This window comes from Lachnospiraceae bacterium JLR.KK002 (genome assembly GCA_036941025.1).
GTDB lineage: Bacteria > Bacillota > Clostridia > Lachnospirales > Lachnospiraceae > Petralouisia.
The window spans coordinates 1,882,501-1,907,729 of record JAYMNP010000001.1; the positions used below are offsets into that span (position 1 = coordinate 1,882,501).

22 protein-coding genes (1 of these 22 running past the window's edge) are annotated in these 25,229 nt (G+C 47.9%); 3 read left to right on the forward strand and 19 right to left on the reverse strand.

Annotation, left to right across the window (positions count from 1 at the left end; genetic code table 11):
• Positions 1-657 carry the final stretch of a heavy metal translocating P-type ATPase gene (locus tag VSQ32_09060; protein MEH2943005.1) on the forward strand. It extends 1,758 nt beyond the left edge of the window, so the window shows 657 of its 2,415 coding nt (coding positions 1,759-2,415); the start codon falls outside the window, past its left edge; its stop codon occupies positions 655-657.
• 56 nt (positions 658-713) lie between these two features.
• Here the strand turns inward: VSQ32_09060 and deoC are convergent, their stop codons facing one another.
• From deoC to VSQ32_09090, 6 genes are all read right to left on the reverse strand, one after another.
• Complete coding sequence (gene deoC / locus VSQ32_09065; protein ID MEH2943006.1) at positions 714-1,382, reverse strand: deoxyribose-phosphate aldolase; 669 nt, start codon at positions 1,380-1,382, stop codon at positions 714-716.
• Between the two features lie 84 nt (positions 1,383-1,466).
• Positions 1,467-2,834: a DNA repair protein RadA gene (radA, locus tag VSQ32_09070; GenBank protein ID MEH2943007.1), complete on the reverse strand. Its 1,368-nt coding sequence runs from the start codon at positions 2,832-2,834 to the stop codon at positions 1,467-1,469.
• 89 nt (positions 2,835-2,923) lie between these two features.
• Entirely contained in the window at positions 2,924-3,340 is a 417-nt protein-coding gene (locus tag VSQ32_09075; protein MEH2943008.1) for an endosialidase, read from the reverse strand.
• 124 nt (positions 3,341-3,464) lie between these two features.
• Positions 3,465-5,918 (reverse strand): ATP-dependent Clp protease ATP-binding subunit, encoded by a 2,454-nt coding sequence (locus tag VSQ32_09080; protein ID MEH2943009.1) that lies wholly within the window; start codon positions 5,916-5,918, stop codon positions 3,465-3,467.
• Between the two features lie 37 nt (positions 5,919-5,955).
• Positions 5,956-6,327 (reverse strand): GntR family transcriptional regulator, encoded by a 372-nt coding sequence (locus VSQ32_09085; GenBank protein ID MEH2943010.1) that lies wholly within the window; start codon positions 6,325-6,327, stop codon positions 5,956-5,958.
• A 14-nt stretch (positions 6,328-6,341) separates the two neighbouring features.
• Positions 6,342-8,384: a cadherin-like beta sandwich domain-containing protein gene (locus VSQ32_09090; protein MEH2943011.1), complete on the reverse strand. Its 2,043-nt coding sequence runs from the start codon at positions 8,382-8,384 to the stop codon at positions 6,342-6,344.
• Positions 8,385-8,578: 194 nt separating this feature from the next.
• Between VSQ32_09090 and VSQ32_09095 the strand changes: the two genes are divergently transcribed.
• On the forward strand, positions 8,579-8,818 hold the full coding sequence (locus tag VSQ32_09095) for a hypothetical protein (GenBank protein MEH2943012.1): 240 nt from the start codon (positions 8,579-8,581) through the stop codon (positions 8,816-8,818).
• A gap of 2 nt (positions 8,819-8,820) precedes the next feature.
• On the opposite strand, the gene VSQ32_09100 is transcribed toward VSQ32_09095, so the two are convergent.
• From VSQ32_09100 to VSQ32_09135, 8 genes are all read right to left on the reverse strand, one after another.
• Positions 8,821-9,459: an ABC transporter permease gene (locus tag VSQ32_09100; protein MEH2943013.1), complete on the reverse strand. Its 639-nt coding sequence runs from the start codon at positions 9,457-9,459 to the stop codon at positions 8,821-8,823.
• The gene (locus tag VSQ32_09105; protein ID MEH2943014.1) at positions 9,456-10,256 is read right to left on the reverse strand and encodes an ABC transporter ATP-binding protein; all 801 of its coding nucleotides are present in this window, start codon (positions 10,254-10,256) and stop codon (positions 9,456-9,458) included. The genes VSQ32_09100 and VSQ32_09105 overlap by 4 nt, the downstream gene beginning before the upstream one ends.
• Positions 10,219-11,118, reverse strand: a complete 900-nt coding sequence (locus tag VSQ32_09110; protein ID MEH2943015.1) for a glycine betaine ABC transporter substrate-binding protein — start codon at positions 11,116-11,118, stop codon at positions 10,219-10,221. The genes VSQ32_09105 and VSQ32_09110 overlap by 38 nt, the downstream gene beginning before the upstream one ends.
• Before the next feature lie 23 nt (positions 11,119-11,141).
• Positions 11,142-11,777, reverse strand: a complete 636-nt coding sequence (locus VSQ32_09115; protein ID MEH2943016.1) for an ABC transporter permease — start codon at positions 11,775-11,777, stop codon at positions 11,142-11,144.
• A gap of 54 nt (positions 11,778-11,831) precedes the next feature.
• Positions 11,832-13,505: a M3 family oligoendopeptidase gene (locus tag VSQ32_09120; protein ID MEH2943017.1), complete on the reverse strand. Its 1,674-nt coding sequence runs from the start codon at positions 13,503-13,505 to the stop codon at positions 11,832-11,834.
• A 199-nt stretch (positions 13,506-13,704) separates the two neighbouring features.
• Positions 13,705-14,028: a hypothetical protein gene (locus VSQ32_09125; protein ID MEH2943018.1), complete on the reverse strand. Its 324-nt coding sequence runs from the start codon at positions 14,026-14,028 to the stop codon at positions 13,705-13,707.
• Positions 14,021-15,397, reverse strand: a complete 1,377-nt coding sequence (locus tag VSQ32_09130; GenBank protein MEH2943019.1) for an ATP-binding protein — start codon at positions 15,395-15,397, stop codon at positions 14,021-14,023. The genes VSQ32_09125 and VSQ32_09130 overlap by 8 nt, the downstream gene beginning before the upstream one ends.
• Before the next feature lie 224 nt (positions 15,398-15,621).
• Entirely contained in the window at positions 15,622-17,019 is a 1,398-nt protein-coding gene (locus VSQ32_09135; GenBank protein ID MEH2943020.1) for an ECF transporter S component, read from the reverse strand.
• A gap of 250 nt (positions 17,020-17,269) precedes the next feature.
• Between VSQ32_09135 and VSQ32_09140 the strand changes: the two genes are divergently transcribed.
• Positions 17,270-18,499, forward strand: coding sequence for a 6-phosphofructokinase (locus VSQ32_09140; protein ID MEH2943021.1), 1,230 nt, complete (start codon positions 17,270-17,272; stop codon positions 18,497-18,499).
• A gap of 7 nt (positions 18,500-18,506) precedes the next feature.
• On the opposite strand, the gene VSQ32_09145 is transcribed toward VSQ32_09140, so the two are convergent.
• The 5 genes from VSQ32_09145 to VSQ32_09165 all read right to left on the reverse strand — a co-directional run bounded on the left by VSQ32_09145 (position 18,507) and on the right by VSQ32_09165 (position 25,229).
• On the reverse strand, positions 18,507-19,361 hold the full coding sequence (locus tag VSQ32_09145; GenBank protein MEH2943022.1) for a ZIP family metal transporter: 855 nt from the start codon (positions 19,359-19,361) through the stop codon (positions 18,507-18,509).
• Positions 19,362-19,510: 149 nt separating this feature from the next.
• Positions 19,511-20,446, reverse strand: coding sequence for an alpha/beta hydrolase (locus VSQ32_09150; GenBank protein MEH2943023.1), 936 nt, complete (start codon positions 20,444-20,446; stop codon positions 19,511-19,513).
• A 20-nt stretch (positions 20,447-20,466) separates the two neighbouring features.
• Positions 20,467-21,135, reverse strand: coding sequence for a DUF6320 domain-containing protein (locus VSQ32_09155; GenBank protein ID MEH2943024.1), 669 nt, complete (start codon positions 21,133-21,135; stop codon positions 20,467-20,469).
• Positions 21,132-22,400 carry a hypothetical protein gene (locus tag VSQ32_09160; GenBank protein ID MEH2943025.1) on the reverse strand — a complete coding sequence of 423 codons (1,269 nt, stop codon included), beginning with the start codon at positions 22,398-22,400 and terminating at the stop codon, positions 21,132-21,134. The genes VSQ32_09155 and VSQ32_09160 overlap by 4 nt, the downstream gene beginning before the upstream one ends.
• A gap of 21 nt (positions 22,401-22,421) precedes the next feature.
• A complete protein-coding gene (locus VSQ32_09165; GenBank protein MEH2943026.1) occupies positions 22,422-25,229 on the reverse strand; it encodes an ATP-binding protein in 2,808 nt (935 codons plus the stop codon).

Consider the following 25,229-nt stretch of genomic DNA (forward strand, 5'->3'; position numbering starts at 1 on the left):
ATGGAAAAATTTCATGTGGATTTATCGGACTGCACAAAGACTGTTTACGGAACCGAAGTTTTTCTTGCAGTCCAGGGAGTTCTGGCCGGATATCTGCTGATTTCCGATACGGTTAAACCGGAATCTGCCAGAGCTGTTGCCTCCCTGAAACGCCTTCATATAACCACTGCCATGCTGACCGGAGACGCACTGGAAAGCGCCCAGGCAGTTGCGGCAGAAACCGGTATTGAACAGGTACATGCCCGTCTGCTCCCGGAAGAAAAACTGGAAAAGCTGCAGGAAATCCGCAGGACAAACGGTTCCGTCATGTTTGTGGGAGATGGCATCAACGATGCGCCCGTTCTTGCCGGGGCTGATGTGGGAGCCGCCATGGGCAGCGGCGCAGACGCAGCCATTGAGGCTGCCGACGTGGTATTCATGACCTCTGACATGGAAGCTGTCCCGGACTCCATCTCCATTGCCAGATGTACTACCCGGATTGCCTGGCAGAATGTGGTCTTTGCACTGACCGTCAAGGCACTGGTTATGGTTCTGGGCCTTGCCGGGTATGCTTCCATGTGGATGGCAGTATTTGCAGACAGCGGGGTTGCCATGCTTTGTGTACTGAACTCCATTCGTATTCTGTACCGGAACAGAAAAGCACAGATTTCCGGATAACATAACAAAGTGTACGGGGCTGTCATCTGCTTCTTCTGCAAGCGGGTATTTTCTTTTCAGCTTTCTTCTGCCTCTGCCTTTGCCAGTTTTATTATCCGGCTGGTGCCAAGACGGTCTGCGCCCAGCCGGAGATATTCCTGCGCATCTGCAAAAGAAGAAATTCCTCCTGCCGCCTTTATTTTTACTTCCGGGCCGATATGTTCCGCTAAAAGTTTCACATCGGCAAAGGTAGCCCCTGCAGTGGAAAATCCCGTGGAAGTTTTGATAAAATCAGCTCCGGCGCTGGTTACGGTTTCACACAGCTTCTGCTTCTCCTCTTCTGTCAGCAGACAGGTTTCCACAATGACTTTCAGAATCCTTCCCTGACAGGCTTTTTTCAGAATACGTATTTCTTCTTCCACCAGATCAAACCGGCTGTCTTTTACCCATCCCAGATTGATAACCATGTCCAGTTCACCGGCTCCGTTGGCAACAGCGTCCCTGATTTCAAATTCTTTTACAGCCGTGGTATTATAACCGTTGGGAAATCCGATTACCGTACAGATTTCCATTCTGTCTCCCAGATATTCCCGCGCCTGTTTTACATAAGAAGGAGGGATGCAGACGGAGGCAGTGCCATAGGCCAGGGCGTCCTCACAAATCTGCTGAATTTCCTTCCATGTAGCTGTCTGATTCAATAATGTATGGTCTGTTTTTGCATAAATCTCCGTTCTGTCTGATTTCATACTGTTCATTTCTTTCCTCCTTCATCTGTCTCTCTCCTGATTCTGAACAATTCGGACAAATCTGCACCGAACGCGGTTTTTGGGCTACATCTGCCGAATGGCCTCCCCGATGGTTCCCGCACCGATAATTTTTATCCCTTTGGTATCCGTCAGTCCCGGAATGGACACTTTGGGCAGAATGCACGTCTCAAATCCCAGTTTCCGGGCTTCCGTCACCCGTTGCTGGGCCATCTGGACTGCCCGTACCTCACCGCTCAGCCCTACTTCCCCGAAACAGATCATTTTCTCATCTATGGCTTTGTCCCGGAAACTGGAAGCAAGGGCCATCACAATCCCAAGGTCAATGGCCGGTTCATTCATCCGGATGCCTCCTGCAATATTTATATAGACGTCACAGGCTGACAGGGACATTCCCGCCCGTTTTTCCAGCACTGCCATCAGCAGGTTTACCCGGTTCAAATCTGTTCCGGCCGCTGTTCTCCTGGGAATTCCAAAATTACTGCGGCACACCAGGGCCTGTATTTCCACCAGTATGGGACGGGTACCTTCCATGGAGCAGGCAACCACAGAGCCGGAGGCGCCCTGGGGCTTTCCGTTCAGCATGAACTCTGAAGGATTTTTCACTTCCACAAGCCCTTCTTCCCGCATTTCAAATACCCCGATTTCATTGGTAGAGCCAAACCTGTTCTTGACGCCCCGCAGAATCCGGTAAGAAGCATGGCGGTCCCCCTCGAAATAGAGTACCGTGTCCACCATATGTTCCAGCACTCTCGGTCCTGCCACAACCCCTTCTTTCGTCACATGTCCCACAATAAAAACCGTAATCCCCATGCCCTTTGCAATCTGTAAAAGTCTTCCGGTGGTTTCCCGCACCTGAGATACGCTTCCAGGTGCGGCGCTTATTTCTTCACTGTAAATGGTCTGAATGGAATCAATAATTACAACCTGCGGCTTCTGCCGCTCCACAACCTGCTCAATCCGTTCCATGCCTGTTTCGCAAAATAGCTGCAGATTATCGGAAAACTGCCCAATCCGCTGGGCCCGCATCTTAATCTGCTGCAGTGATTCCTCTCCGGAAATATACAGCACTTCCTGCGTTTCTGCCAGATTCCTGCACACCTGCAGCAAAAGGGTGGACTTCCCAATCCCTGGGTCGCCTCCCACCAGTACCAGTGAACCGGACACGATTCCTCCGCCCAGCACCCGGTCCAGTTCTCTGAATCCTGTCGCTGTCCGGCTGCCGGACTGAATGTCAATCTCCGATATTCTGGCGGTTTTCAGTTCTTCTTTTCCCCCCGGAGTGCTTTTTATCTTTCCCGCCGCTTTTTTCTCCAGCGATTCTTCCACAAATGTATTCCATTCCCGGCAACCCGGACACTGCCCCATCCATTTGGAAGACTCGTATCCGCAGGACTGGCAGAAATACACGGTGATCTTTTTTCCCTTTGCCATATTTCATCCTCTTCTGCCTGACGTATACATAATACAGGGCATTTCAAAAGTCCTGCACGGACTTCTGAAATGCCCTGACTGTCTGTATGTTATCCAACTTTTTCAATCTGAACAGCAACCGGAGTGTCTTCATTCAATTCCACGCTGAGACTTAACTTCCCACCCAGATTCGTCTTCATATGGCCTGCATTCACGCCATCTACCACCACTTCATATTCTGCCTGTTCTTCCAGTTCCAGGGTAATCTGTGCGTCTTCTGCTCCTTCTACCCGGAACGCAACGCCGCTGTCTGTCACCTGAAGCTGACTCACTGTGGTCCCCGGTACAGATTCGTACACAAACATACCATTTCGCTCCAGTTTGGTGATTTCATGAAAAGTCTTTACCTTATACAGGTCTCCGCCGAATTCAAAATTATCTGCTTTTGCCTTGGACGTCAGCCTGTAATTCCCAAAACTTAAAGTTCCATTGCTTTCTGTACGGATCAGTTCTTCTACTACAGCCATTTTTTTATCCTCCTGTTGAAATTGTCTGCTTTCCTGACACCATTAATTATATAATAAATCCTCCGGTTTTGCCAGCAATATTTTACATACTTTTACAGTCATTCTGCTGTCTGCTCCCGGACTGCTATTTCGTTCTGACTACAAAGGTAATTTCCTTTTTGTGCATGGCAGCCTCCACCATATCTCCTGCTTTTACTCTGCCGGAAAGGATTTCTTCCGCCAGACCGTCTTCTATCTTATTCTGAATCATTCTGCGCAGAGGACGTGCACCGTACTTCGGCTCATAAGCTGTGTCCACAATATGGCTTTTTACCGCTCCGGTGATACGGAGTTCAATTCCCATCTGAGTCCTGCAGCGCTCAATCAGCGTTCTGGTCATCAGCGTTACAATCTTCTTCATATCTTCTTTGGTGAGGGCATGGAACACAATGGTCTCGTCAATACGGTTCAGAAATTCCGGCCGGAAAATCCTGCGCACCTCTTCCATTACGCTGTCCTTCATCCGGTCATAATTGTGCTTTGCATCTTCCACGGAAGCAAATCCCAGCGCTTTCGGCTCAATAATAGACTGGGCCCCCGCATTGGAAGTCATTATGATAATCGTATTTTTAAAATCTGTCTTTCTGCCCTGGGCGTCAGTAATGTGACCGTCATCCAGTACCTGCAGCAGGATATTAAACACATCCGGATGGGCCTTTTCAATCTCATCAAAAAGAATGACAGAATACGGATTCCGCCTTACTTTCTCACTTAGCTGTCCTCCCTCGTCATATCCCACATATCCGGGAGGCGAGCCAATCATTTTGGACACGCTGTGCTTTTCCATATATTCCGACATGTCTACCCGCACCATGGCGGATTCGCTGCCGAACATGGCCTCTGCAAGGGCTTTGGAAATCTCTGTCTTTCCCACGCCGGTAGGGCCCAGAAACAGGAAGGAGCCAATGGGACGGTTGGGGTCTTTTAAGCCAACTCTGCCCCGGCGCACTGCTTTTGCCACTGCAGACACTGCTTCTTCCTGGCCGATAACCCGTTTATGCAGCACGGATTCCAGTTTCCGCAGTTTGGCGGACTCTTCCTCTGCCAGCCGTTTTACGGGAATTTTTGTCCACTGGGACACCACCTCGGCTATTTCATTTTCCCCCACTTCCGCCCGTTTGCGCTTCATGGATTTCTTTGCCTTTTTCTGCAACTTATCATAATCTGCCTGCAGAGCTTCTTTTTCTCTGCGCAGCTCAGAAGCCTGCTGAAGTTCCATTTTCTGAATGGCATCTTCCATTTCTTCGGTAACCCGGTTGATTTCTATACGGATATCCTGCAGATTTGTGGAAGTCTTTACGCCTTCCAGACGGACTTTTGCCGCTGCCTCATCCATCAAATCTATGGCTTTGTCCGGCAGGAAACGGTCGGTGACATACCGGTCGGAAAGCCTTGCCGCTGCCTCCAGTCCTTCGTCCGTAATCATGACCTGATGGTGCTTTTCATAAAATCTGCGCAGTCCCTTCAGAATCTCCAGCGTTTCTTCTATGGTGGGTTCCTCCACCATCACCGGCTGGAACCTCCGCTCCAGCGCCGCATCTCTTTCGATATATTTCCGGTATTCTTCCACGGTGGTGGCGCCAATCATCTGGAATTCCCCCCGTGCAAGGTAGGGTTTCAGAATATTGGAGGCGTCCATGGCTCCCTCTGCTCCTCCGGCGCCGATAATCGTGTGAAGTTCATCCATGAACAACAGAATATTTCCGGCTCCCACCACTTCCCGGATTACTTTTTTAATACGTTCTTCGAATTCTCCCCGGTATTTGGAGCCTGCAATCATACTGGAAAGGTCCAGGGTAATCACCCGTTTCCCCGCTACGGATTCCGGCACCAGGCCCAGGGAAATCTGCTGTGCCAGCCCTTCCGCAATGGCCGTTTTGCCCACTCCTGGTTCTCCAATCAGACAGGGGTTATTTTTCCCGCGCCTGCTTAAAATCTGGATAACCCTTCGTATTTCTTCTTCTCTTCCGATTACCGGATCCAGCTTTCCCTCCAGAGCCATCCTGGTCAGATCTCTGGAATACTGGTCCAGCACCGGCGTGGACTCCAGGCTGCGCTTCCTTCCTTTGGCGGATTTCAGTTCTTCTCTGGAAAAACTGCCTTCCTCTCCCATGGCCACCAGCAAATCAATATACAACTTCTGTAAATTAATGCCCATGGTATTCAGAAGGCGCACTGCGGCAGATTCATTTTCTTTGATAATGGCCAGCAGCAGATGCTCCGTACCTGTCTCACTGCTGTTAAAATGGCCCGCCTCTTTCTCTGCCGTATCCAGCACTTTCTGAGTCCGCGGAGAATACCCGTCTCCATCCAGCAAAGCAGTGCCCTCTCCCGGAGCAATCAGTTCCTCGATGAGCTCCAGCAGTTTTTTCTCCTCCAGATGGTTATCCGTCAGAACTTTTGCCGCCACTCCGGTTCCTTCCTGAAGCAGTCCTGCCAGAATGTGCTCGGTACCGACATAATTATGCTGCAGCTTTTTGGACAGCCTGGCTGCCAGCTCCAGGACTTTTCCTGCCTGGGGCGTATATTTTTTATGCATTCGCTCCTCCTGTCAACACAGCAAAAGCTGCGTTCCGTTAAAATTCATATTCATCCAGTATCTCGTCTGTAAGCTGATGTATTTCTTCTCTGGAAATATTTTTGCAGACTGCCTTTGCCAGAATTACCTGCAGAGTCTCCCGCAGTTCCCGGACTGCCTGGCTTTTATCTTCCTCCAGAAAAATCACCGCTCCGTTTCTCCGGTCCAGCCGGATAAATCCTTCCTGCCGTAATACATGATATGCTTTATTTACGGTATGCATGTTAATTCCGATACTTTCCGCAAGCTGGCGCACCGAAGGCAGGGATTCCCCCTCCTGATACTGGTTCGTGGCTATTCCCTGCACAATCTGGTTGCGCAGCTGCATGTAAATGGCTTCATCACTGTTAAAATCAATTTCTATATACATGATACACCTGTCTTTTATAAATCTTCCAGATCAATCACTTCAAAATCATCCTCTAATTCCAGATTCTTTCCGGGTTCTGTCATTACAGGCGTTTCCGGAGCTTTTGGTGCTTCTGTTTTCTTTTTTGTTTCCATCTTTCTGGGAGGTTCCAGCTTTTTGGGCGGCTCCACTTTCCTGGGCGGTTCCATTTTTCTGGGAATTTCCAGTTTCCGATGGATATCCGGATGCTGTACGCCTTCCGGTCCTTTCTGAGGTTCCGGCTTCCCAATGGGTCTGGTTTCCTGGCTCACGTTCTTTGCCGGCCTGGATTTGGGTTTTTCTTCTTCCCACAGTTCTTCTTCATCGTCATCTTCCCTGGCTTTCCGCCTGCTCAGAAGGAATTTGCGTTCTTTGGGCAGAAATTCTTCTTCGTCGTCTTCCTCATCGTCTCCCCTGCCCCGAAGTATCAGATTTACAATAACCACAAGCAGCACTGCAATAACAAAAATCATAATAGCCGTATTTCTCGTGGAACTTTCCTTTTTCTCATTAAACTGTTCTTCCAGATCCTTATAGGCGCTCTGCAGTCCCTGCAGTTCCACGCTGTCTGTTCCTTCTTCCGTATCCTGGGGCGTCTCCGGAGCGGCTGCCGCTATTACATGGCGCTGGAAGGTATTTTCTGCTGCGTCATACTGATACCAGCCTACATTTCCCTGGCTGCTGGCACCGTATACCAGAGAAAACTCCGGCAGTTCCGTGACAGGAGCGGCTGCTCCATCCTCCGGAACAGTGGCTTCTCCCTCCGGAGCGGCAGCTTCCCCTTCGGGATTTTCGGCCGGAGCTTCTGTAGGAGCGGCTGCTGTCTGCACTGCGGCCCCGTTTACAAACACCGGAACATTTTCATAACCTGCCAGGGTTCCTGCAGCAGGCGTATATTCTGCGGAAAGCCCCGGTTCTGCAGGGGGATTTAACAGAATCAGGTAATTTTCTCCCAAATCCACTTTCCGAAACGGGTAAACAACCCCGCTGGCCTCCTCAAAAACTGCCAGGGTATTCTTCACCTCCGTACTGGGCGTGGTGAGATACACCAGCATCAGGGGCGCTTTGTCAAACAGAAGCCCTTCCACCTGCTGGCCATTACATGTGGTGGTGGTTTTCGTGAAGTCCTGGGGAATCACATCCTCCGGAACAGTGGCTGCCAGATTAAACGGATGACCGTTTAAGGTAATTCCTTCCGGATTTTCGGCCGGTGCCTCCGGCGTGGCTGTTTCCCCTTCTCCTTCCGGAGTTTCCGGCGCGGCTGTTTCTCCTGCTCCGCCTCTGGTCACTGTAATTTTATATGTGGCAGTCGAACCGTTTTCTGCCTTTACCACGATACTTATGGTATTCTGCCCCGGTTTTAAATCCGTATGCCCGGTTATGGACTCTACCGTCGCTTTTTCATTGGAAGGTTTTGCATCCACTGAAATGCTGGTGACATCTTCACCCACGGTTGCCGTATAGTTTGTTTCAGAATACTGGAATGCCGGAGACAGAGTACCCGGTGAAATCTTAAGAGAGGCAAGGCTGTTGTCTTCAGATTTCACTCCATTTTCTGTGCCGCCGGCAGTCCCTTCACTGCCCTGCTGTCCGTTCCCTGTTCCTGTGCCGCTTACCGTCAGTTTCGTTCCCCCTGCTGTGAGTTCTCCGTATTCCAGGGTTCCGTCGCTGACATTGACCCCGTTGGAACCGCTGACTGTCACTGCTGCAGTTCCGGCAGCAGTGGCTTTCAGGGTAATGGACGCTGTATTGGCTGATACGCCCACATAGCCTCCTTCTCCGCCGGAATAGGAGGATTCACTGCAACTGACAAAAGACAGTTTCCCGCTGTCGTAATTAAATCCCAGTTTTGCAATTGCCTTCTCTCCGTTTGGCCCGGCTGCCCAGGCGGTTACCGTCACCTGGTCTCCCACATTCAGCGTGGAGGAGGACACGGAAATTGTCACCGTTCCTGCCGCATGAGCCCTGATTGGCCAGAACAGCCCGGTGAGCAGCATAAGGGATAATACCATACCTGTTATCTGTTTCGTTCTTCTCATATAACACACCTTTCTTCTGTTTTATCATCCATATTTCTTATAAATTTACATAATCTCCCATAATGAACAGTACTATTATAATTTTCCTCATCCCGGATTGTCAAGCTGGAACATTAAGAATTCACGAAAGTTTCCGATAAAAGTATTACAGAGAAAATTTATGACATGATTTTTCGTAAAGGGAGGTTCTGTTCATGATATATCAAATGACACGTATGCTGGATTCCATGGAAAATGCCATGAAGCTGCAGATGCAGGCAAAGGCCGAACAGAGGGCTGAGAAAGCAAAACAGGAAGAAGAAGCATTTCGTGAGAAACTTATGCGTTCCGCCTCCTGTAACATGGAGCTCGACGCCAGTGCTTCTGCGGTAAAGGGAACAGAAGACGCCGTGCGCAGGGATCAGCTTGCAATTATGATTATGGCAGGACTGTAAGTTCACAGCTTACGTCCTGCTTCTCCTTTCCGTCTCCACAGTTCTTCCAGTTTTTTCAGACTCACATCTGCCCCAAGGGCTATTACCATGCTTAAAATCGTTCCCCATACAATTTTATACACGTTCATGGTACGCAGTCCGGAGAATAATACGGTACCGAGACCACCCGCATTGATCGTGGCGGCAATTGTGGCGATTCCCGTAGTGGATATAATTGCAAGGCGGATTCCCGCCAGAATGGAAGGCATGGCCAGCGGAATCTGAATGGTACGGGCTAACTGCCACCGGCTCATTCCCATTCCGATTCCTGCTTCCAGTATTGTGGCGTCAATATTCCAGATTCCTGCCAGAATATTCCGTATCAGCAGATACTGGTTATATATCACCAGCACGATAACAGCCGTCTGATTACCCAGTCCGAATATGGGAATCAGAATGGCAAACAATGCCAGACTGGGAATGGAATAAACAGCGCTGAATATCTGCACCACCCCGTTGGAAAGCCATTTTTTCCTTAAAATCAGACCGGAAATGAGCGCGGCCAGCAACAGGGAAAAAAACAGAGTCACAAACACCAGGTACAGATGTTCCGCAAATGCTGTCCCAAACAGCTCCCAGTGTTCTGCAAAATACCGTATCATACTTCCTCACCTTTCCCCATATCTGCCGTCCGCAAAAGTTCTGTTACAAATTCATCCGCCGGATGGGCCTGAATCTCCTCCGGGGAATCAAACTGCAGAATTTTCCCCTGATTCATCACAAGCACCTTTGTGCCCAGCTTCCAGGCTTCCCGGATATCATGGGTTACAAAGAGATATGTTCTCCCGGACTGTTCCTGAATCTTTTTAAGCTCTGTCTGGAGTACTTCCCGATTGATGGCGTCAATGGCCCCGAAAGGCTCGTCCAGCAGCATAAGGGGCGGGTCTGCAATCAGCGCCCGTGCAATTCCCACTCTCTGCTGCTGTCCGCCGGACAGCTGGGCCGGATACCGGTTTCGGTATTCTTCCGGCTCCAGCGCTACCAGCCGCAGCATTTCATCCACCTTCTGCTGTGTTTTCTTTTTGTCCCATTTCAGAATTTTCGGAATGGTAGATATATTTTCTTTTACGGTCATATGGGGGAACAGGCCAATCTGCTGAATCACATAACCGATATTTCTGCGCAATATCACAGGATTCTGCTCCCGGACAGGTTCGCCAAACAGTAGAATTTCCCCTCTGTCCGGCTCACAGAGCCGATTGAGCATTTTAATCAGCGTGGTCTTGCCGCACCCGGAGGAGCCAAGCACCGTCACAAATTCCCCTTCCTGGATTCGGATGCTGACGTCATCCAGCGCCGGACAGGTCATGCCCGGAAACCGTTTTTCCACATGTATCAGTTCTACTGCGATTTTCCCGCCTCTACTTTTTGATACTTTCGTAGAATTCTTTTGCAACATCTGTGTATTCCTCTTTGTCGATTTCAACTTTTGCATTTAACCCGGTAATATTCTCTGTGGTAAATTCTGCGCTGATTTTATTGAGAATATCAGCAATATCCGGATGTTCCTCCAGTACATCGTTCCGGATAACCGGAGCAAGGTTATAAGGGGGCCACACGTGCTTATCATCCTCAAGCAATGTAAACTGCTCTTCCACCAGCCTGCCCTCTGTGGTATATACGGGAGCCACATCTGCCTCATCATTTTCCAGAACCTGATATTTCAGAGCATTGCTGTAGATATTGCTGGATTTCCATTCAAAGGGTCCGTACACTGCTTCCAGCGCCGGAATTCCGTCCGAACGCTCGTCAAACTCTCCCTGAGAAGCAAACCGCAGTTCTCCTGCATGTTGCTGTAAATCGGAAATGGTGGATATTCCGTATTTTTCAGCCGTTTCCGTGCGGATGGCAAGGCCCTGTCCGTCATTTGCTGCGGAATAATCCAGCCAGGTGAGCTGATACTGTCTGTCATAGGCCTCTTTTACCGTGTCATACACTTCCTGCTCATCGGTGAGAGGCTCCATGCCGAGAACCGTCAGCAGACCCGTTCCTGTGTATTCCGGATATACATCAATTTCATCACTGGTAATGGTGGTGTGTATCACAGATGATGAGATATTGAATTTCCGCTCTACTTTATATCCTGCGTCCTCTAACGCCAGCGCATAGATTTCCGTTACAATTTCATTTTCAGTCAGGTCTTTGGATGCAATGCGAATCAGTTTATCGGAATCTCCGGAAGAACCGCATCCGGCCAGAACTCCCATTCCCAAAACACCTGCCAGCAGCAATGTACCTGCTCTTTTCATCATCTTCTTCATTCGTTTCCTCCTGTTGTAAAGGTTCAGTTGCAGAGATATCTTGTCTGATATCGGTAAATCCGGTCCAGCACATAACCTGTAAGCAGGGATAAAACTGCCACGGACACTCCTCCGATATACAACAGATCCATCCGCATCAGCCCCAGTCCTGTAAAAATAATATCTCCCAGCCCTCCGGCTCCGATATAGGAGGCCAGCGTGGCGCTTGCAATCACTTCCACGGCTGCTGTCCGGATTCCGGCATACATAATGGGAAAAGCCAGAGGCAGCCTGACCTGGAAAAAGCACCTCCGGCGGCTCATCCCCATGGCTTCCGCCGCCTCCAGAATTTCCTTCGGCAGGGATTGAAATCCCTGCACGGTATTCATCAGAATGGGAGGAATTGCCAGGATAGTCAGTGCCGTCACCGCAGGTTTTACCCCGGTTCCCATCACAGGAATGCAAAGCAGCAGCACCGCAAGGCCGGGTATAATCCGCAGAACTCCGAAAAAGCGTTCCAGAAAAAGCTGCAGTTTTGTAAAATGAGAGCAGAGAATTCCCATAGGAATCGCCAGAATCATGGCCAGCAGTACCACACTCCCGCTGATTTCCATATGCTCCCGCAGAAGCTGCAGGTATTCTGCTCCGTTTGTGGAAAAATATTCCGCTATTTTGTCCATACATGCCTCCCTGCTTATCATGTCCTTTTTCGTTCTTCCCATTCCTGTTTCCTGTTACAGTATGATTTTTTCAAAATGCTCCGTCAACTCCCGGATACATCCGTCCGCAAAGGGATTTTTCAGTCCGACTTCTTCCAGCATGGGCACGTAGAACTTCCGGGCCGACATTCTGCATAAAGCCAGATAACTCTCCCAGGCTTCTTTATAATTCAAGTCCATTTTCATTTTATACTGGAGGGCGCATACGGTAGACAGACAGTAATCAATGTAATAAAAGGGCATCTGGAAAATATGGCCCTGCCGCTGCCACCAGCCTCCTTTTCCGAAGAAGGAATCATCCTCGTAATTCATATGGGGACGGTATTCCTGCTCCAGCTTCTTCCACACCTGTTTCCGTTCTTCCGGCGTCAGTTCCGGATGTTCATAGATAATATGCTGGAACTCGTCCACCATACAGCCATAAGGCACAAAGCATATTCCGTCCTCCAGGTGCATCAGACGGTAATCCTCTGCCCGGCTGCCGAAAAACTGTTCCATCCACTGTTCCGTAAAATATTCCATGGCCATGGAATGGATTTCCGCTGTCTCCATGGTAATATCCAGATGTTCACGAATCTCTTCTTTCCGCACCAGATACCCCTGAAAAGCATGTCCGCATTCATGGGTAATCACATCCACATCGCCGCTGGTTCCGTTGAAATTGGCAAAAATAAAGGGAGATTCAAATTCCGGAAGGTAATCCATATAACCGCCCTGCACTTTATTTTTCCTGCCCAGCACATCCAGCAGTTCATTTTCCATCATGAAATCAAAAAATTCTTTCGTCTCAGGAGAGAGTTCCCGGTACATTTCCTGCCCTTTGGCCAAAATCTCCTCCGGAGTACCTTTCGGTTCCGGATTTCCTTCTGCAAAATACATATTGTTATCAATATAGGAAAGCTGCTCCACGCCCAGCCGTTTCCGCCTGTTTTCATGGATTTTCGTTGCAAGAGGCACAATATATTCCTTCACCTGCCTGCGGAAATGTTCCACTTCCGCCTGCCCATAACTGTTCCGGTGCATTCGGCAGTACCCCAGCGGAATAAAATTCTCACAGCCCATCTGCCGGGCCTGCTCCGTACGGTTCTTTACCATTTCATCATAAATACTGTCGATTTCCCCGGTTACGCTCATAAAATAGTTGCTGACTGCCTTCCAGGCCTGCCTTCTGGTGTCCCGGTCCGTATCTGACATGAATTTGCCCATCCGTGACAGATTGCAGATTTCCCCGCGAAAAGGGATTTCCGCTGAGGCAATCAGTTTGGAGTATCTGCTGACCAGAGCATTTTCCTGCTGCATCAGGGAAATCAGCTTTTCGTCCATGGACTTAAAATCCAGTTCCATGTTTTTGAAAGCCACCGGCCCGATTTTTTCTTCCAGATACGTCCGGTGCGGGGACTCAAACAATACTTTGTGGTATTCGTTGTCCAGATTGTCCAGCACAGGCTGCACTTCGTCATAGAATTCCTGTTCTTTCTCATAATATTCGTCGGCAGTGTTGATGTCATGGCGTATCATAGCCAGAATCCTGCAGGTTTTGATATGGTCAGCCAGTTTGTAGTACTCTCTGTGGATTTCAAACTGTTCTTCACCGCCGGACGCCTCTTTCTGACGGCGTGTCAGTTCCTGCATGGCGGCTTCTGTTTCTTCCCGGTTCAGTCTCTGATATGGCATTTCTGAAAATTTCATAGCTGTCCTCCGTTCTGCGTTTTGTTTTGTTTCTTTTCGCACTCAGGTCTCCTCCCATCTCAAGGCAAACGATGGGTCCCTCCTCAGTGCATATTATACCATAATCACCCCGTGATATGGTATGGTACCCTTGCCCATTCGGGCGGTATAATATCTGTCGATATTATACCATAATTTTCCTGCCAGTATATGACAAAATTCAGCTTTTCCTCATCTCTTCCAGCAGTTTCCAGATATTACAGCCAATCCTGTCAACCAGTTCTGCTTCGTCACCCGGCATTCTCTTTGCTCTTTGAATAGCTTTATCTACAAATGGCATATAATTCTTTTTGAAATTAATCCCGCTTTTTCCATGACAGGCTTTTTCTGAAACTTCTTTGCTCACAAATGTATGATTTAAGGATACTTTGGGATTTTCTTTTATAATTTCCAGTTTATCACCATATTCTTTTTCCACATCAACTTTTTCTTCTTCCTTCTCACGTTCAAAAGCACCGGAGGACAGCCTGTATTTATTATACATATCTTTCCTCCTGATCTGAAAATTCTTTATGAAAAACGGGAATCGCGCCATATCTTCCCAGTAAATATTCCCGGTCAATTTTTTTATCAAATCTTGCCCGGAACTTATTCAGGGAATAAATACTGGAGCCGTGGTCTTCCTGTCTTTCCACAAACCAGATTTCATCCTGCCGCAGTAAATCCAAATCCAGCAGATTCGTATCATGGGTAGTTGCTATCATCTGCTTTTTCTCACTGTCCGTCAGCGCATAAAACAATTCCAGAAACCGCCTGGTTATATTTGTATGAAGACTTCGGTCTATCTCATCAATTAAAATCACACAGTCATCACCGCCTTCATAAAACAGAGGAATCAGATCAAATAAACGCTTTGTCCCGTCCGACTCGTCTGCATATTCAAACAAATCCTCCATATTTCCATGATTTAAAAGCATTTTATTATAAATCACATTTCCATTTTCATCTTTATGCAGCACATACATCTTCTGATTTATATTGAACATCACAGGATGTTTATTCACTTTACCGAATATGTCTTCTTTAATCTTCTCCACTTTTTCTTCAGGCAGATTTTCCAGTACCTTATCAAAATCCATTTCCATCTGCTGACCTTCCACTGACTCTATTCCAGTATCAAAATATGACAGCAAATCTGCAAAAACCTCTTTCGTATCTTCATCTGAAATAACATCATTCAGACCCCCGTACTTCGTTCCGGGGAACAGAATTATCATGTGCCTGAACCATTTATGCACGTCTGCAATTTCTGCAAATATGCCGTTCTGTTCATTTCCCCGTTCAGCTATATCGCTCAGAATTGTCTTTTTCCTGAACGCTTCGGAAATATTCCATCCAAAATCCTCCAGATAAATCCTCAGGCGAACATTTTCTTCTGCACGTTTCTGGACAATCTCCGTACCGACATGGCTCCTGCCATCTTCGTCTGTTTCACGATTATAAAGACATATTTCTTTCCCGCTTCCTTCTATTCTTACAAGCCATTCCGATATAATTTCTTCATTCTCGTAAGAAACCGCCAGTCCATAAGAATACTCTTTTTCATTTACCAGGATTCTGTATTCAAACACTCCGGGCTGGCGGTATGTTTCTTTTTCTACCCGGAAATGCTTTTTCGTCAAATCCACTTTATCCAGCCCGTTCAAAATTATTTTTCTGGAAAAATGTGCCGCTTTTATCAAATTGCTTTTTCCGCTGGCATTTGCACCATAAATCAGAGCACTCTTTAAAATTTTTTTATTACTGTTCATCATTACATGCTCTTTGTGCCTGGTGACTCTGCCTGCCAGCAGTGAAATAGTCTGTGTATCAAAAAATGATCTGTAATTGCTTACAGAAAATCCTATCAACATATAAACACCTGCTTTCTAATCAGATTAGATTTATTATATTGTGATTTTATCACATTGTCAATTTTATTATGTAATATTTCACATTTTTTTGGCATTTAAAATGTGTATTTTTCTCCTGTCTTATTATATTTAAACAAAATAAAACCAGGTGACAGGATTATGATTTCCATCCCCCGGTTTTAAATTCGCCGCTTCGGCAAACTATCTGATTCTGTAAAATTTTATCATTCCGCTCCATCCCGTGATTCCCCGGACCCGCATGTTTTCATCACATAACAGGCCCGGCCATTTTCCTTGGCCCGATACAGCATACTATCGGTTTCTGCCAGTATATGCGCCACATTCTGCGGAAACGCAAACTGATACGCACCTATGCTGCAGCTCACCTTTTTTCCAGGCAGTATCCCGGAAATCACCGCCAGAAACTGTTCCAGCCGCCGGTTCAGCTCCTGGCAGGACATGGCATTTTCGATGATAACAGCAAATTCATCTCCGCCGATTCTCCCAACCGTACCGCCATCTACAAAGGTACTGTGCAGCCGCCCCGCAATTTCCTTCAGAACCCTGTCTCCCGCAGAATGGCCGAACGTATCATTGATTTCCTTAAAGTAATCCACATCCACAAACAGAAACCATCCTGCTTTTTTCCCGTCGGTACCACTGGCTTTCTGAACCTTTTCACAGTGGTAGAGAAACATTCTTCTTCCCATTACGCCGGTGAGCCCATCCATTTCTCCCCGGTATTCTTTGTAAGACATATATTTGTAAATGGAAATCAGCAAAATAACGGAGATTATATTCAGCGCCAGGGAAGCAATCAGAAACTGCATCTGCAGATGGAACAAATCAGAAGAAATCAAATCCGATACCTTCACCCCGTGCCGCTCCAGCATATAAGATTCTCTCTGGGAAAAATAGGCCGCCGCAGAAACAGCCATACCCAGCAGAAAACATTCAAATCCCATAAAAAATACATTCATTTTTCCGGAAGCATAGGGATTATTCCCTGACTGATCTATGCACTGCCTGATATTCTGCACCGTATCTTTCTGATAAGCAGCCCACAATAATTCCACCGTAATTACACAGACCGCTGCAAAAACTCCATCGTCCCAGTCATATTGAAAGGCTCTGCTGTAATGATACCCAAGTTCCGGAAATAAAAGTCCCATGGCTGTATAAACAAAAAGGGAATGTATCTTAGGCGCAATTGCAGAAATCACGCCAATCCACAGACGACCGTATTTTCTTTTTTTCACAAACTGAAATGCAAGCCCGATGACAAGGCCAAACAGCGCTCTTGTTCCCACGCTCAGCAAAAGACTGCCGACCGGAGAAGCACTTAAAAAAGGAGAAAAGACTGCGTCTGCCGGCATAACGTAAGAAGCAGACGCTTTATACATACTGGCAGCTCCAAAAACAGCCCCCATGATTACAGACTGCACGGGACCAAACACACATCCCGCCACCAGAATGGGAAGGTATGCCACCGTGACAGAAATAGGCGGTATATGCAGATATCCCAGAAACGTAAAGGACATCAGAAGTTCTATTGCAATCAGAATTCCGAAAGAATAACGGTCAAAACAGGAATCTCCCCACACCTTTTTTATTATCTTCATTTCACGTACCTCTCCTGTCTTTCCCCGCCGGAACTTTTGTCCTGTCATTTATTTTCATATTAATCTCTGTTCAGAAACATTTCAATCAGTATAGTTTATTTTCCATAAAAAGTCAAATTTCCCAAAAAGCATATGTTCCGATATTTTTGGTAAAATCCATATCATATTTGTTTGCCTTTTTCTCCAAAATATAATAAAATTTAACTGGTATGCGCAGGCAATTGCCTGTTACCAGTATATGAAAAGGAGAATTCACATGAAAAATTGTATTGTTGCCCAGTCCGGAGGCCCCACAGCCGCTATCAATGCAAGCCTTGCAGGCGTTATTCAGGGTATCCTGGAGCACCCTGATTATGAGCATATCTACGGCGCCCTCAATGGGATTACCGGAATTCTGGAAAAACGTTTTCTGGACCTTACCGACGATTTCAGGGAACAGGAACATATACGCCGCCTGATGGTAAGCCCGGCCATGTACCTGGGCTCCTGCCGCTACAAACTCCCGGAACCGGAGGATGGCCAGGACACTTATGAATTTATTTTCAGGGTATTCCGGGAACTTGAAATCGCAGCCTTTTTCTATATCGGCGGTAACGATTCCATGGACACCGTGGCCAAACTGTCCGCTTACGCCGCTGCCATAAAGAGCCCTGTCCGTATTATCGGTATTCCCAAAACTATTGACAATGATTTATGCGTGACAGATCATACCCCTGGTTTTGGCTCGGCCGCCAAATACGTGGCTTCTTCCATGCTGGAAATTTTCCACGATATTTCCATTTATAATATGAAAAGCGTTACCATTGTGGAGATTATGGGACGTGACGCCGGATGGCTGACTGCCGCCGCAGCTCTTGCCCGAAATGAATACTGCGCCGCCCCTCACCTGATTTATCTGCCGGAGCAGCCCTTTGATACGGAAAACTTTCTGGATGATGTGAGAAGCCTTCTTCAGGAATACGACAATGTGATTGTGGCTGTCTCAGAGGGAATCCGTGACAAAAATGGGACATATATCAGTGCCTCCGGAGAAACTGCCGATAACTTTGGCCACAGCCGCCTGAGCGGAGCCGGCAAAACACTGGAATATCTGGTGGAGGAGCGCCTGGACGTAAAAGTACGCTCCATTGAATTCAATATCCTTCAGCGCTGCAGTTCTCTGGCCGCTTCCCGGACAGATTTGGACGAATCGTTCCGGCAGGGCGTTTACGGCGTTTCTCTGGCTGCTGAAGGAAAAACCGGCCGGATGGTAATCCTCCGGCGCACCGGCGACGAGCCCTATGAGGCTGTCTGCGGCGATGCTCCGGTATCTGAGATTGCCAACCAGGTAAAATCAGTTCCTGCAGACTTTATCAATACGCAGGGAAATGATGTAACAGACAAGATGATTTCCTATTTGAAGCCCCTGATTCAGGGAGAGGCGGAAATTGCTTTTGAGCAGGGACTTCCCTGCTACCTTCCGATTCCGCACCTGCTGTGATTTCCTGCTATCCCAGCGCCACATCCATCACCATCATAATCAGAAAACCAGCCATAACACCGATGGTTCCCACATTGGATGACTCGTCAGGCTGCGCCTGAGGTATCATTTCATCCGCCACCACATAAATCATGGCGCCTGCTGCAAAAGCAAGAAGCCAGGGCATCAGCGGAACCACCGCCGCCGCTGTGAGAAATACAAGAATTCCCGCCAGAGGCTCCACAAGCCCGGACAGGCAGCCCGTGAAAAATGCTTTAAAAGCTCCCGCACCGGACTGCCGGACCGGCAGGGAAATAGCGGCTCCTTCCGGAAAGTTCTGAATTCCGATTCCCATGGCAAGACCCATGGCAGAAGCCAGATACACCGGATCCTGGGGATGCTGTCCCGCCAGGACAAAGGCCAGGCCCACCGCCATGCCCTCCGGAATGTTATGCATTGTGACTGCCAGTACCAGCAGTTTCGTCCCGTCTTTCTTCTTCTGCCCTTTCTCATACCCTCCTTCTTCTGCCAGGCAGCAGGCTGCACGACAGTCTTTGGAGAGAAGGGAACTGCATTCCCTGCTGTCTCCATGGAACCAGGGCAATGTCTTATCCACCAGATACAGAAAGCAGCCTCCCAGGGCAAACCCTGCTGCCGGAGGCAGCCAGACAGGCATTCCCAGTTCACTGCTCTGTTCCATGGACGGAATCAGCAGAGACCATACAGAGGCTGCTATCATAACGCCGGAGGCAAATCCCAGGAAAGCGCGGTTCAGCTTTTCACCAATGGTCCCGCGAAAGAAAAACACCAGGGACGCTCCCAGCGAAGTCATCAGAAATGTGAATCCGGTACCGTAAAGTACCTGCATTAATATATGAATCATAAAAACTCCATTGCTGCATTTCTATTACTCTATGCAGAAGGGGTTTATTTGTTCTTCTACAGGAAAGACCTTGTCACGCTAAAGCGAGAAAGTGTCTTTCCTGTAGAAGAAAAACTAAGATGCACAGCTCGCCAAAGCGTAAACTCGCATTACATTTTCCGGCGCGATTCTCCTGTTCCCGCCACCACTTCAAAATATCTGCCGATTTCCCGCCAGGCCTCTACAGATTCCGGCATCATCATCATGCCCATCTGGAACACATGAAACATGCCTTCGTATATGCTCAGGCGGACTTTTGCTCCCTGCTGTTTCGCTTTATAAGCCACCACAACAGAATCACTGAGCAGCATTTCCATGGAGCCTGCCTGAATCAGCATGGGCGGAAACCCCCAGTATTCTCCGAACATGGGAGAGATATAAGGATCTCTGGGGTCGTGCCATCCCACATAATCCCGGTTATAAATCAGGCTGTCCCTGGTCTTTCCAAACAGGGGGTCACGTTCATAATTATCCTCATAAGACGGGCCGCTGGCGGTCAGATCTGCCCAGGGAGACATGAGAACCAGGCCTCCCGGCAGCCGTCTGTTGTGGTCTTTCAGGTACATGCAGAGGGCCAGGGCCAGACCTCCTCCCGCCGAATCTCCGGCCACAAAAATCTGCCTGCTGTGCCATCCTGCCTGTTTCAGCCAGTCCCAGGCCTCCACTGCATCCTGCAGTGCTGCCGGATAGGGGTCCTCCGGCGCCACCCGATAATCAATGGTGAGTACGCTCATACCTCTGCTGACTTCACAGTACAGTCCCGCAAAAGAACGGTAGGCGTTACGCATGGCTCCGATATATCCGCCTCCGTGAAGCTGCAATATCACATAATCCTGTCTTGGTGATTCCTTACTGATCAGATATTCCATCTGAAAGTTCGGCAGCCCGATTTCTTCCAGATAAAAACAGTCCGGACAATGCCATTTGGGCTCCACCAGCTTTTTGCGCAATTCCCCCGTCTTTAATTTTCTTCCAATCAGATTGTCATTGGCCACATGGGCAATCATATCACGAATAACTTTTCCTCTGACACTGACCTCTCTCATAATTCCTCCTCTGCTTTCCCTTACACATGAAACCTTCTTTTTAATTCCGCCTTTGCCCGACGATCTCCGAAAATCAGCGTACCCAGCAGCATACACAGGGATACCGCCAGAGCTGTCAGGGAAAACATGGGCCTTGTGATGATTCCCAGCCACCACAGCACAGTACAGACAATGGAAATCAGCGCTGTAAAAATCTGCATCAGCAGATAACTCTGCCAGTTGGAAGCATTTACAATCATCAGGCTGGCAATGGTAACATCCAGAAGAAGCACGGCCCCCGGCAATGCGTAATTGACCGACCATCCCCGGTAGCCTACAATATAGTCCGCCGCAATTACAAGAAGTACGGCGCCGATCACCTGAACCACAATAACGGTCTGATACCCTTTATTTTTCTGCAGAGAATATTTCAGGGTAATATAAAAATACAAAATACAGATGCCGCTGACTGCCGACCACCAGACGCCGTGAAAATTCAGATAATTAACAATAATCAGCGTCACTTCCGCAATAATAGCCAGAAAACTGTACAGCCGCACAATAAAATTCAGTTTCCGCACTGTGGATTTTACATCCGGATAACCGGTACAGGTTCCCGGCTCCCCGGATATTTCCAGCACACTGCTGCACAGGGGGCAGACTCTGGTATCATCCAGAATTTCCACCCTGCATTTTTTACATTCTCTCATTCGTCATATACTCCATTCGTCTCAATTCTTACCGGTATTCCATCCTGAGAAAGGCGCCGGAAAAATCCCCGCTGCACCGACACATCCGCCAGATTGCTGCTGATGGTAAATACCAGCGTATCCCGGTAAGAACAGATGGTTCCCTTGATATTCTGCCCCTTGGACATGGACAGAAAAGCCCGAAACCCGTCAATATAGTCCTGGTATTCCTCCCGCACCTGAATATTTCCGATATTGGTCACTGTTGTGGTATTGGCAAGAGCGCTGCTGTGATACACATAACGTATGGCAATATTTTTAATGAACAAAGGCACGGCCCGCAGAATAAAATTCTTCTCATTGGACACATTGTAGGCAAAGAGATTTTCCAGATGTTCCCGGTTAATCTGGCCGCGCAGGCTCTCCGCCACAATCTGCACCACTTCCTCAAAGGTATAGCTTTCTTTTTCCGGCCGAAACACAGCCGATACAATCACAAAAAAATTCTTCATGGTAATGGAATCAAAATAAGGCCGCAGATTCACCGGAACACAGGAGCTGACCGGCCGCCCGGAAGGCATTCCATGCAGGCATTCCTGATAAATACTCCACAGAAAGGAAGCCACCAGATATTCATTGATGGATACCCCGTATCCGTTGCACACCTTTTTCAGCGCCTGAATGGGCATGTATCCGTGCATAACTCCAAGCTGCAGGGGTTTTAATTTTTCCCCTTTCACCAGATAGGCCCGCTCTGTCTTGTAGCCCTTTCTGTGGCTTTTTTTGTAATTTTTCAGATAACTGTCCTCCCGGTTCAGGGATGTGTCGCTGCACAGGCCGTCCCCCATTTTTTCCTGAAGCTCCGGATGGACAAGACGGAGATACTGGTAAGTCAGTTCTTTCAGAAACGTGATTCCCCCCATTCCATCTGTCAGCACATGAAATACTTCCAGATTAATCCTGTTTTTGTAATAGTTGACCCGGAACATGTAATTCCGGTTCCGGTTGGGGGAAATAAACTGGCAGGGGTAACGGTATTCTTCTTTCACGTCCGGAGCCGGTTTCTGGTTTGTCTCAAAATAATACCAGAATACCCCATAACGTATGCGTACCCGGAATACGTCAAACCAGGGCAGCACCCGTTCCAGGGCTTCCTGTAATATCTCCTGCCTTATATCTTCTTTTAAAGTAACAGAAATCCGGTACACATTGCTCATACTCTCTCCTGCAATCACAGGAAACAGATGGGCGGTATTGTCCAGCTTATCCCATTTTATTTCTGCCATTATTCCTAAACTCCTTATCCCTTACGCCAGCCATTTTGTCAGTACTTTCACAAAAAGCCGGATATCAATGGGTTTGGCCACATGGTCATTCATCCCTGTATGTATGGCTTTCTGCACATCCTCGGAAAAGGCATTGGCAGTCATGGCCACAATGGGAATCTTTTCCGAATCCTTCCGGCCGCTGCTGCGGATTTCCTTCGCCGCAGTATATCCGTCCATCACCGGCATCTGAATATCCATAAATACAATGTCAAAATATCCCGCTTCCTGCTCCCGGTACAAATCTACCGCTTCTTTCCCGTTGTATGCAAGAATTACTTCCAGTTCAAACATCCGGAGAATTTCCATGGCAATTTCAATATTCAGCTCATTATCTTCCACCAGCAGCACACGCTTTCCGGGGAAAGAAACCGTTTCTTCTTTTCCGGATTCCGGAACATCATCCGTACTGTCCTGTGCCTCATCCTGCAGCGGAAGAAACAGGGTAATAATAAATTTTGAGCCTTTGTTCAGTTCGCTTTCCACCTGAATATCTCCCTGCATCAGCTGCACCAGATTCCAGGCAATGGTCATGCCCAGTCCCGTGCCCTCCAGGCTCTCCACACGGGGATCTCCGGAACGCTCAAAAGGTTCAAACAGATTTTTCTGAAACTCTTTGGACATGCCGTATCCGTCGTCTTCGATGGTAAAACGGTAATATCCGTAATTCTGGTGCAGGGAGGGAAGTTCCTCTATCCGAAAAGCCACATGGCCTTCTTTCTGAGTATATTTCACCGCATTGCCCAGAATATTGTGGAACACCTTCTGCAGACTCAGATAATCTCCCATTACTTTCCGGTGCTCAATGTTCATGGCCAGTTCAAAATGCTGCTGCTTTTCTTCCACCTTTGTCTGGAAAATGGCAGCCGCCTCGTCAATCAGCTCTTTCAAATCGAAATCTTCAATTACCAGATTCATCTTGCCGCTCTCAATCCGGCTCATGTCCAGCACCTCATTGACCAGACTGGTGAGATGGTTGCTGGCAATGGTAATTTTATTCAGGCAGTCCCGAAGTCTTTCCGGGTCTTCCATATTGGCTTCCGCAATGGCTGTCATTCCCACGATGGCGTTCATGGGAGTACGTATATCATGGCTCATCCTGCTCAGAAACTCACTCTTTGCCCGGTTGGCCTGTTCCGCTGTCTCAAATGCCTGCTGCAGTGCCCGTTTACTCTCCTCTTCCATCAGAACCTGCTGCTCAATGTCCCGGACACAGGCAAACAGCTTCGTATGTTCCTCATCAAAGTAACGTATAGTACATTCTTTGTGATTTTTTCCTTTTTCTTCCCGGCCCTGGAAATAGTAACGCACCCCTTCTTCCGTCCGGTCCAGCTCCTCCAGAATGGTCTCCAGGGTAATGGTGGCTTCATGATAGCGTTTCCTGTCTTCTGTACACATGAAAATGTCGATAAACCGTGATTTAATTTCCGAAAATACCCCCTGTTTAATGGGCTCTTTGGGATTGATGTGTTCCGCCACCTTCACATCCGTATGGCCGTTTTTCACATCAATAATACCGATTCCGTCATATTCCGTGTCCACGGTAAATTTATAAATGGACTGATACCGCTCATTTTCCCTCTCCATTTTCCGCTGCTGCGTCAGGTCTTCAATAATTCCCACTGCAAAGACAGTATTCCCTTCTTCGTCAAAATTCACGCTGGAAATACTGCATTTACACCAGAACTTTCCCTGACAGGAACTGTAATAAAAATAATCGGTTTTCCCGCCGTCTCTGATATATTCATGCACCCGGCAGAACAAATCATGATACTCCTCATCCACCAGCGCCTCTGCAAAATCATGCTTTACATCTGAAAATTCTTCCGCACACCCGTAGTAGCGGGCTGTTTTTCCCGGCAGAACAACTTTATTTTCTTTGGGATAATAAAAATATTCCAGAATATTTGTATTTTTCAGTGACATCCTCAGAATTTCCATATTGCCTTCGTAACGGTTTTTCAGATATTCCTGATATGCCTTTTCCTGCCTTTTCTGTTCGTCAATATCCTGTACCGCAATCAGAACCTTTCGGTTACTGGAAAATCTTGGCATAAAATAGCAGGTAATACTCACCCAATGGTATTCTCCGTTAATATTCCTCCGATACTCCCGGATAAATTTGTCTTTTCCGCTCTCCATCTGAAATTTCAGGTAGTCCAGGGTGATTTCTTCCCTGAGCTGCATCTGCTCTTCCGGATGGTAGAACTGCACCTTATCCTGAAAATTGTTTCCGGACACAGATTTTTCCGTAATAGCAGATTCCCCTTCATTCACCACATGGACAGGGTAGATTTCATTTCTGTCCAGCTCCAGTATCATAACAGAAATATACAGATCCTTCAGGGATAGAAGCATGGTTTCATTAAAGCTGCGCAGCTTTTCCGTTTCTTTCTGCAATGAAATCATTTCTGAAATATCCTGATGGTACCCCCGGAACCGCTGGCCTCTGGTATACCCCCGGTCAAGAATTCCGCCGCAGCGCACATACATCTTTCCTCTTACGGGATGATACCAGGGATAGCTGATTTCCCCATGCTGTCCGGAGGCCATGGTTCCCACCGCCTCCTCCACAAGTCCCAGGGAAGATTTCTCAATCCGCTCATACCAGTGCCGGTAACACTCCTCCGGAGTTGGAATTTCCTCCAGCCCCAGCAGCTCCATCATGGCCCGGTCCGCATACATGCGTCCCGGTTTTCCCTCATCTATTTCAATATACCACAGTCCGATTTTGGCATCGTAAAGGATTGAGCCCATTCTTATATTATCATCAAACATTCCATTTTCCAT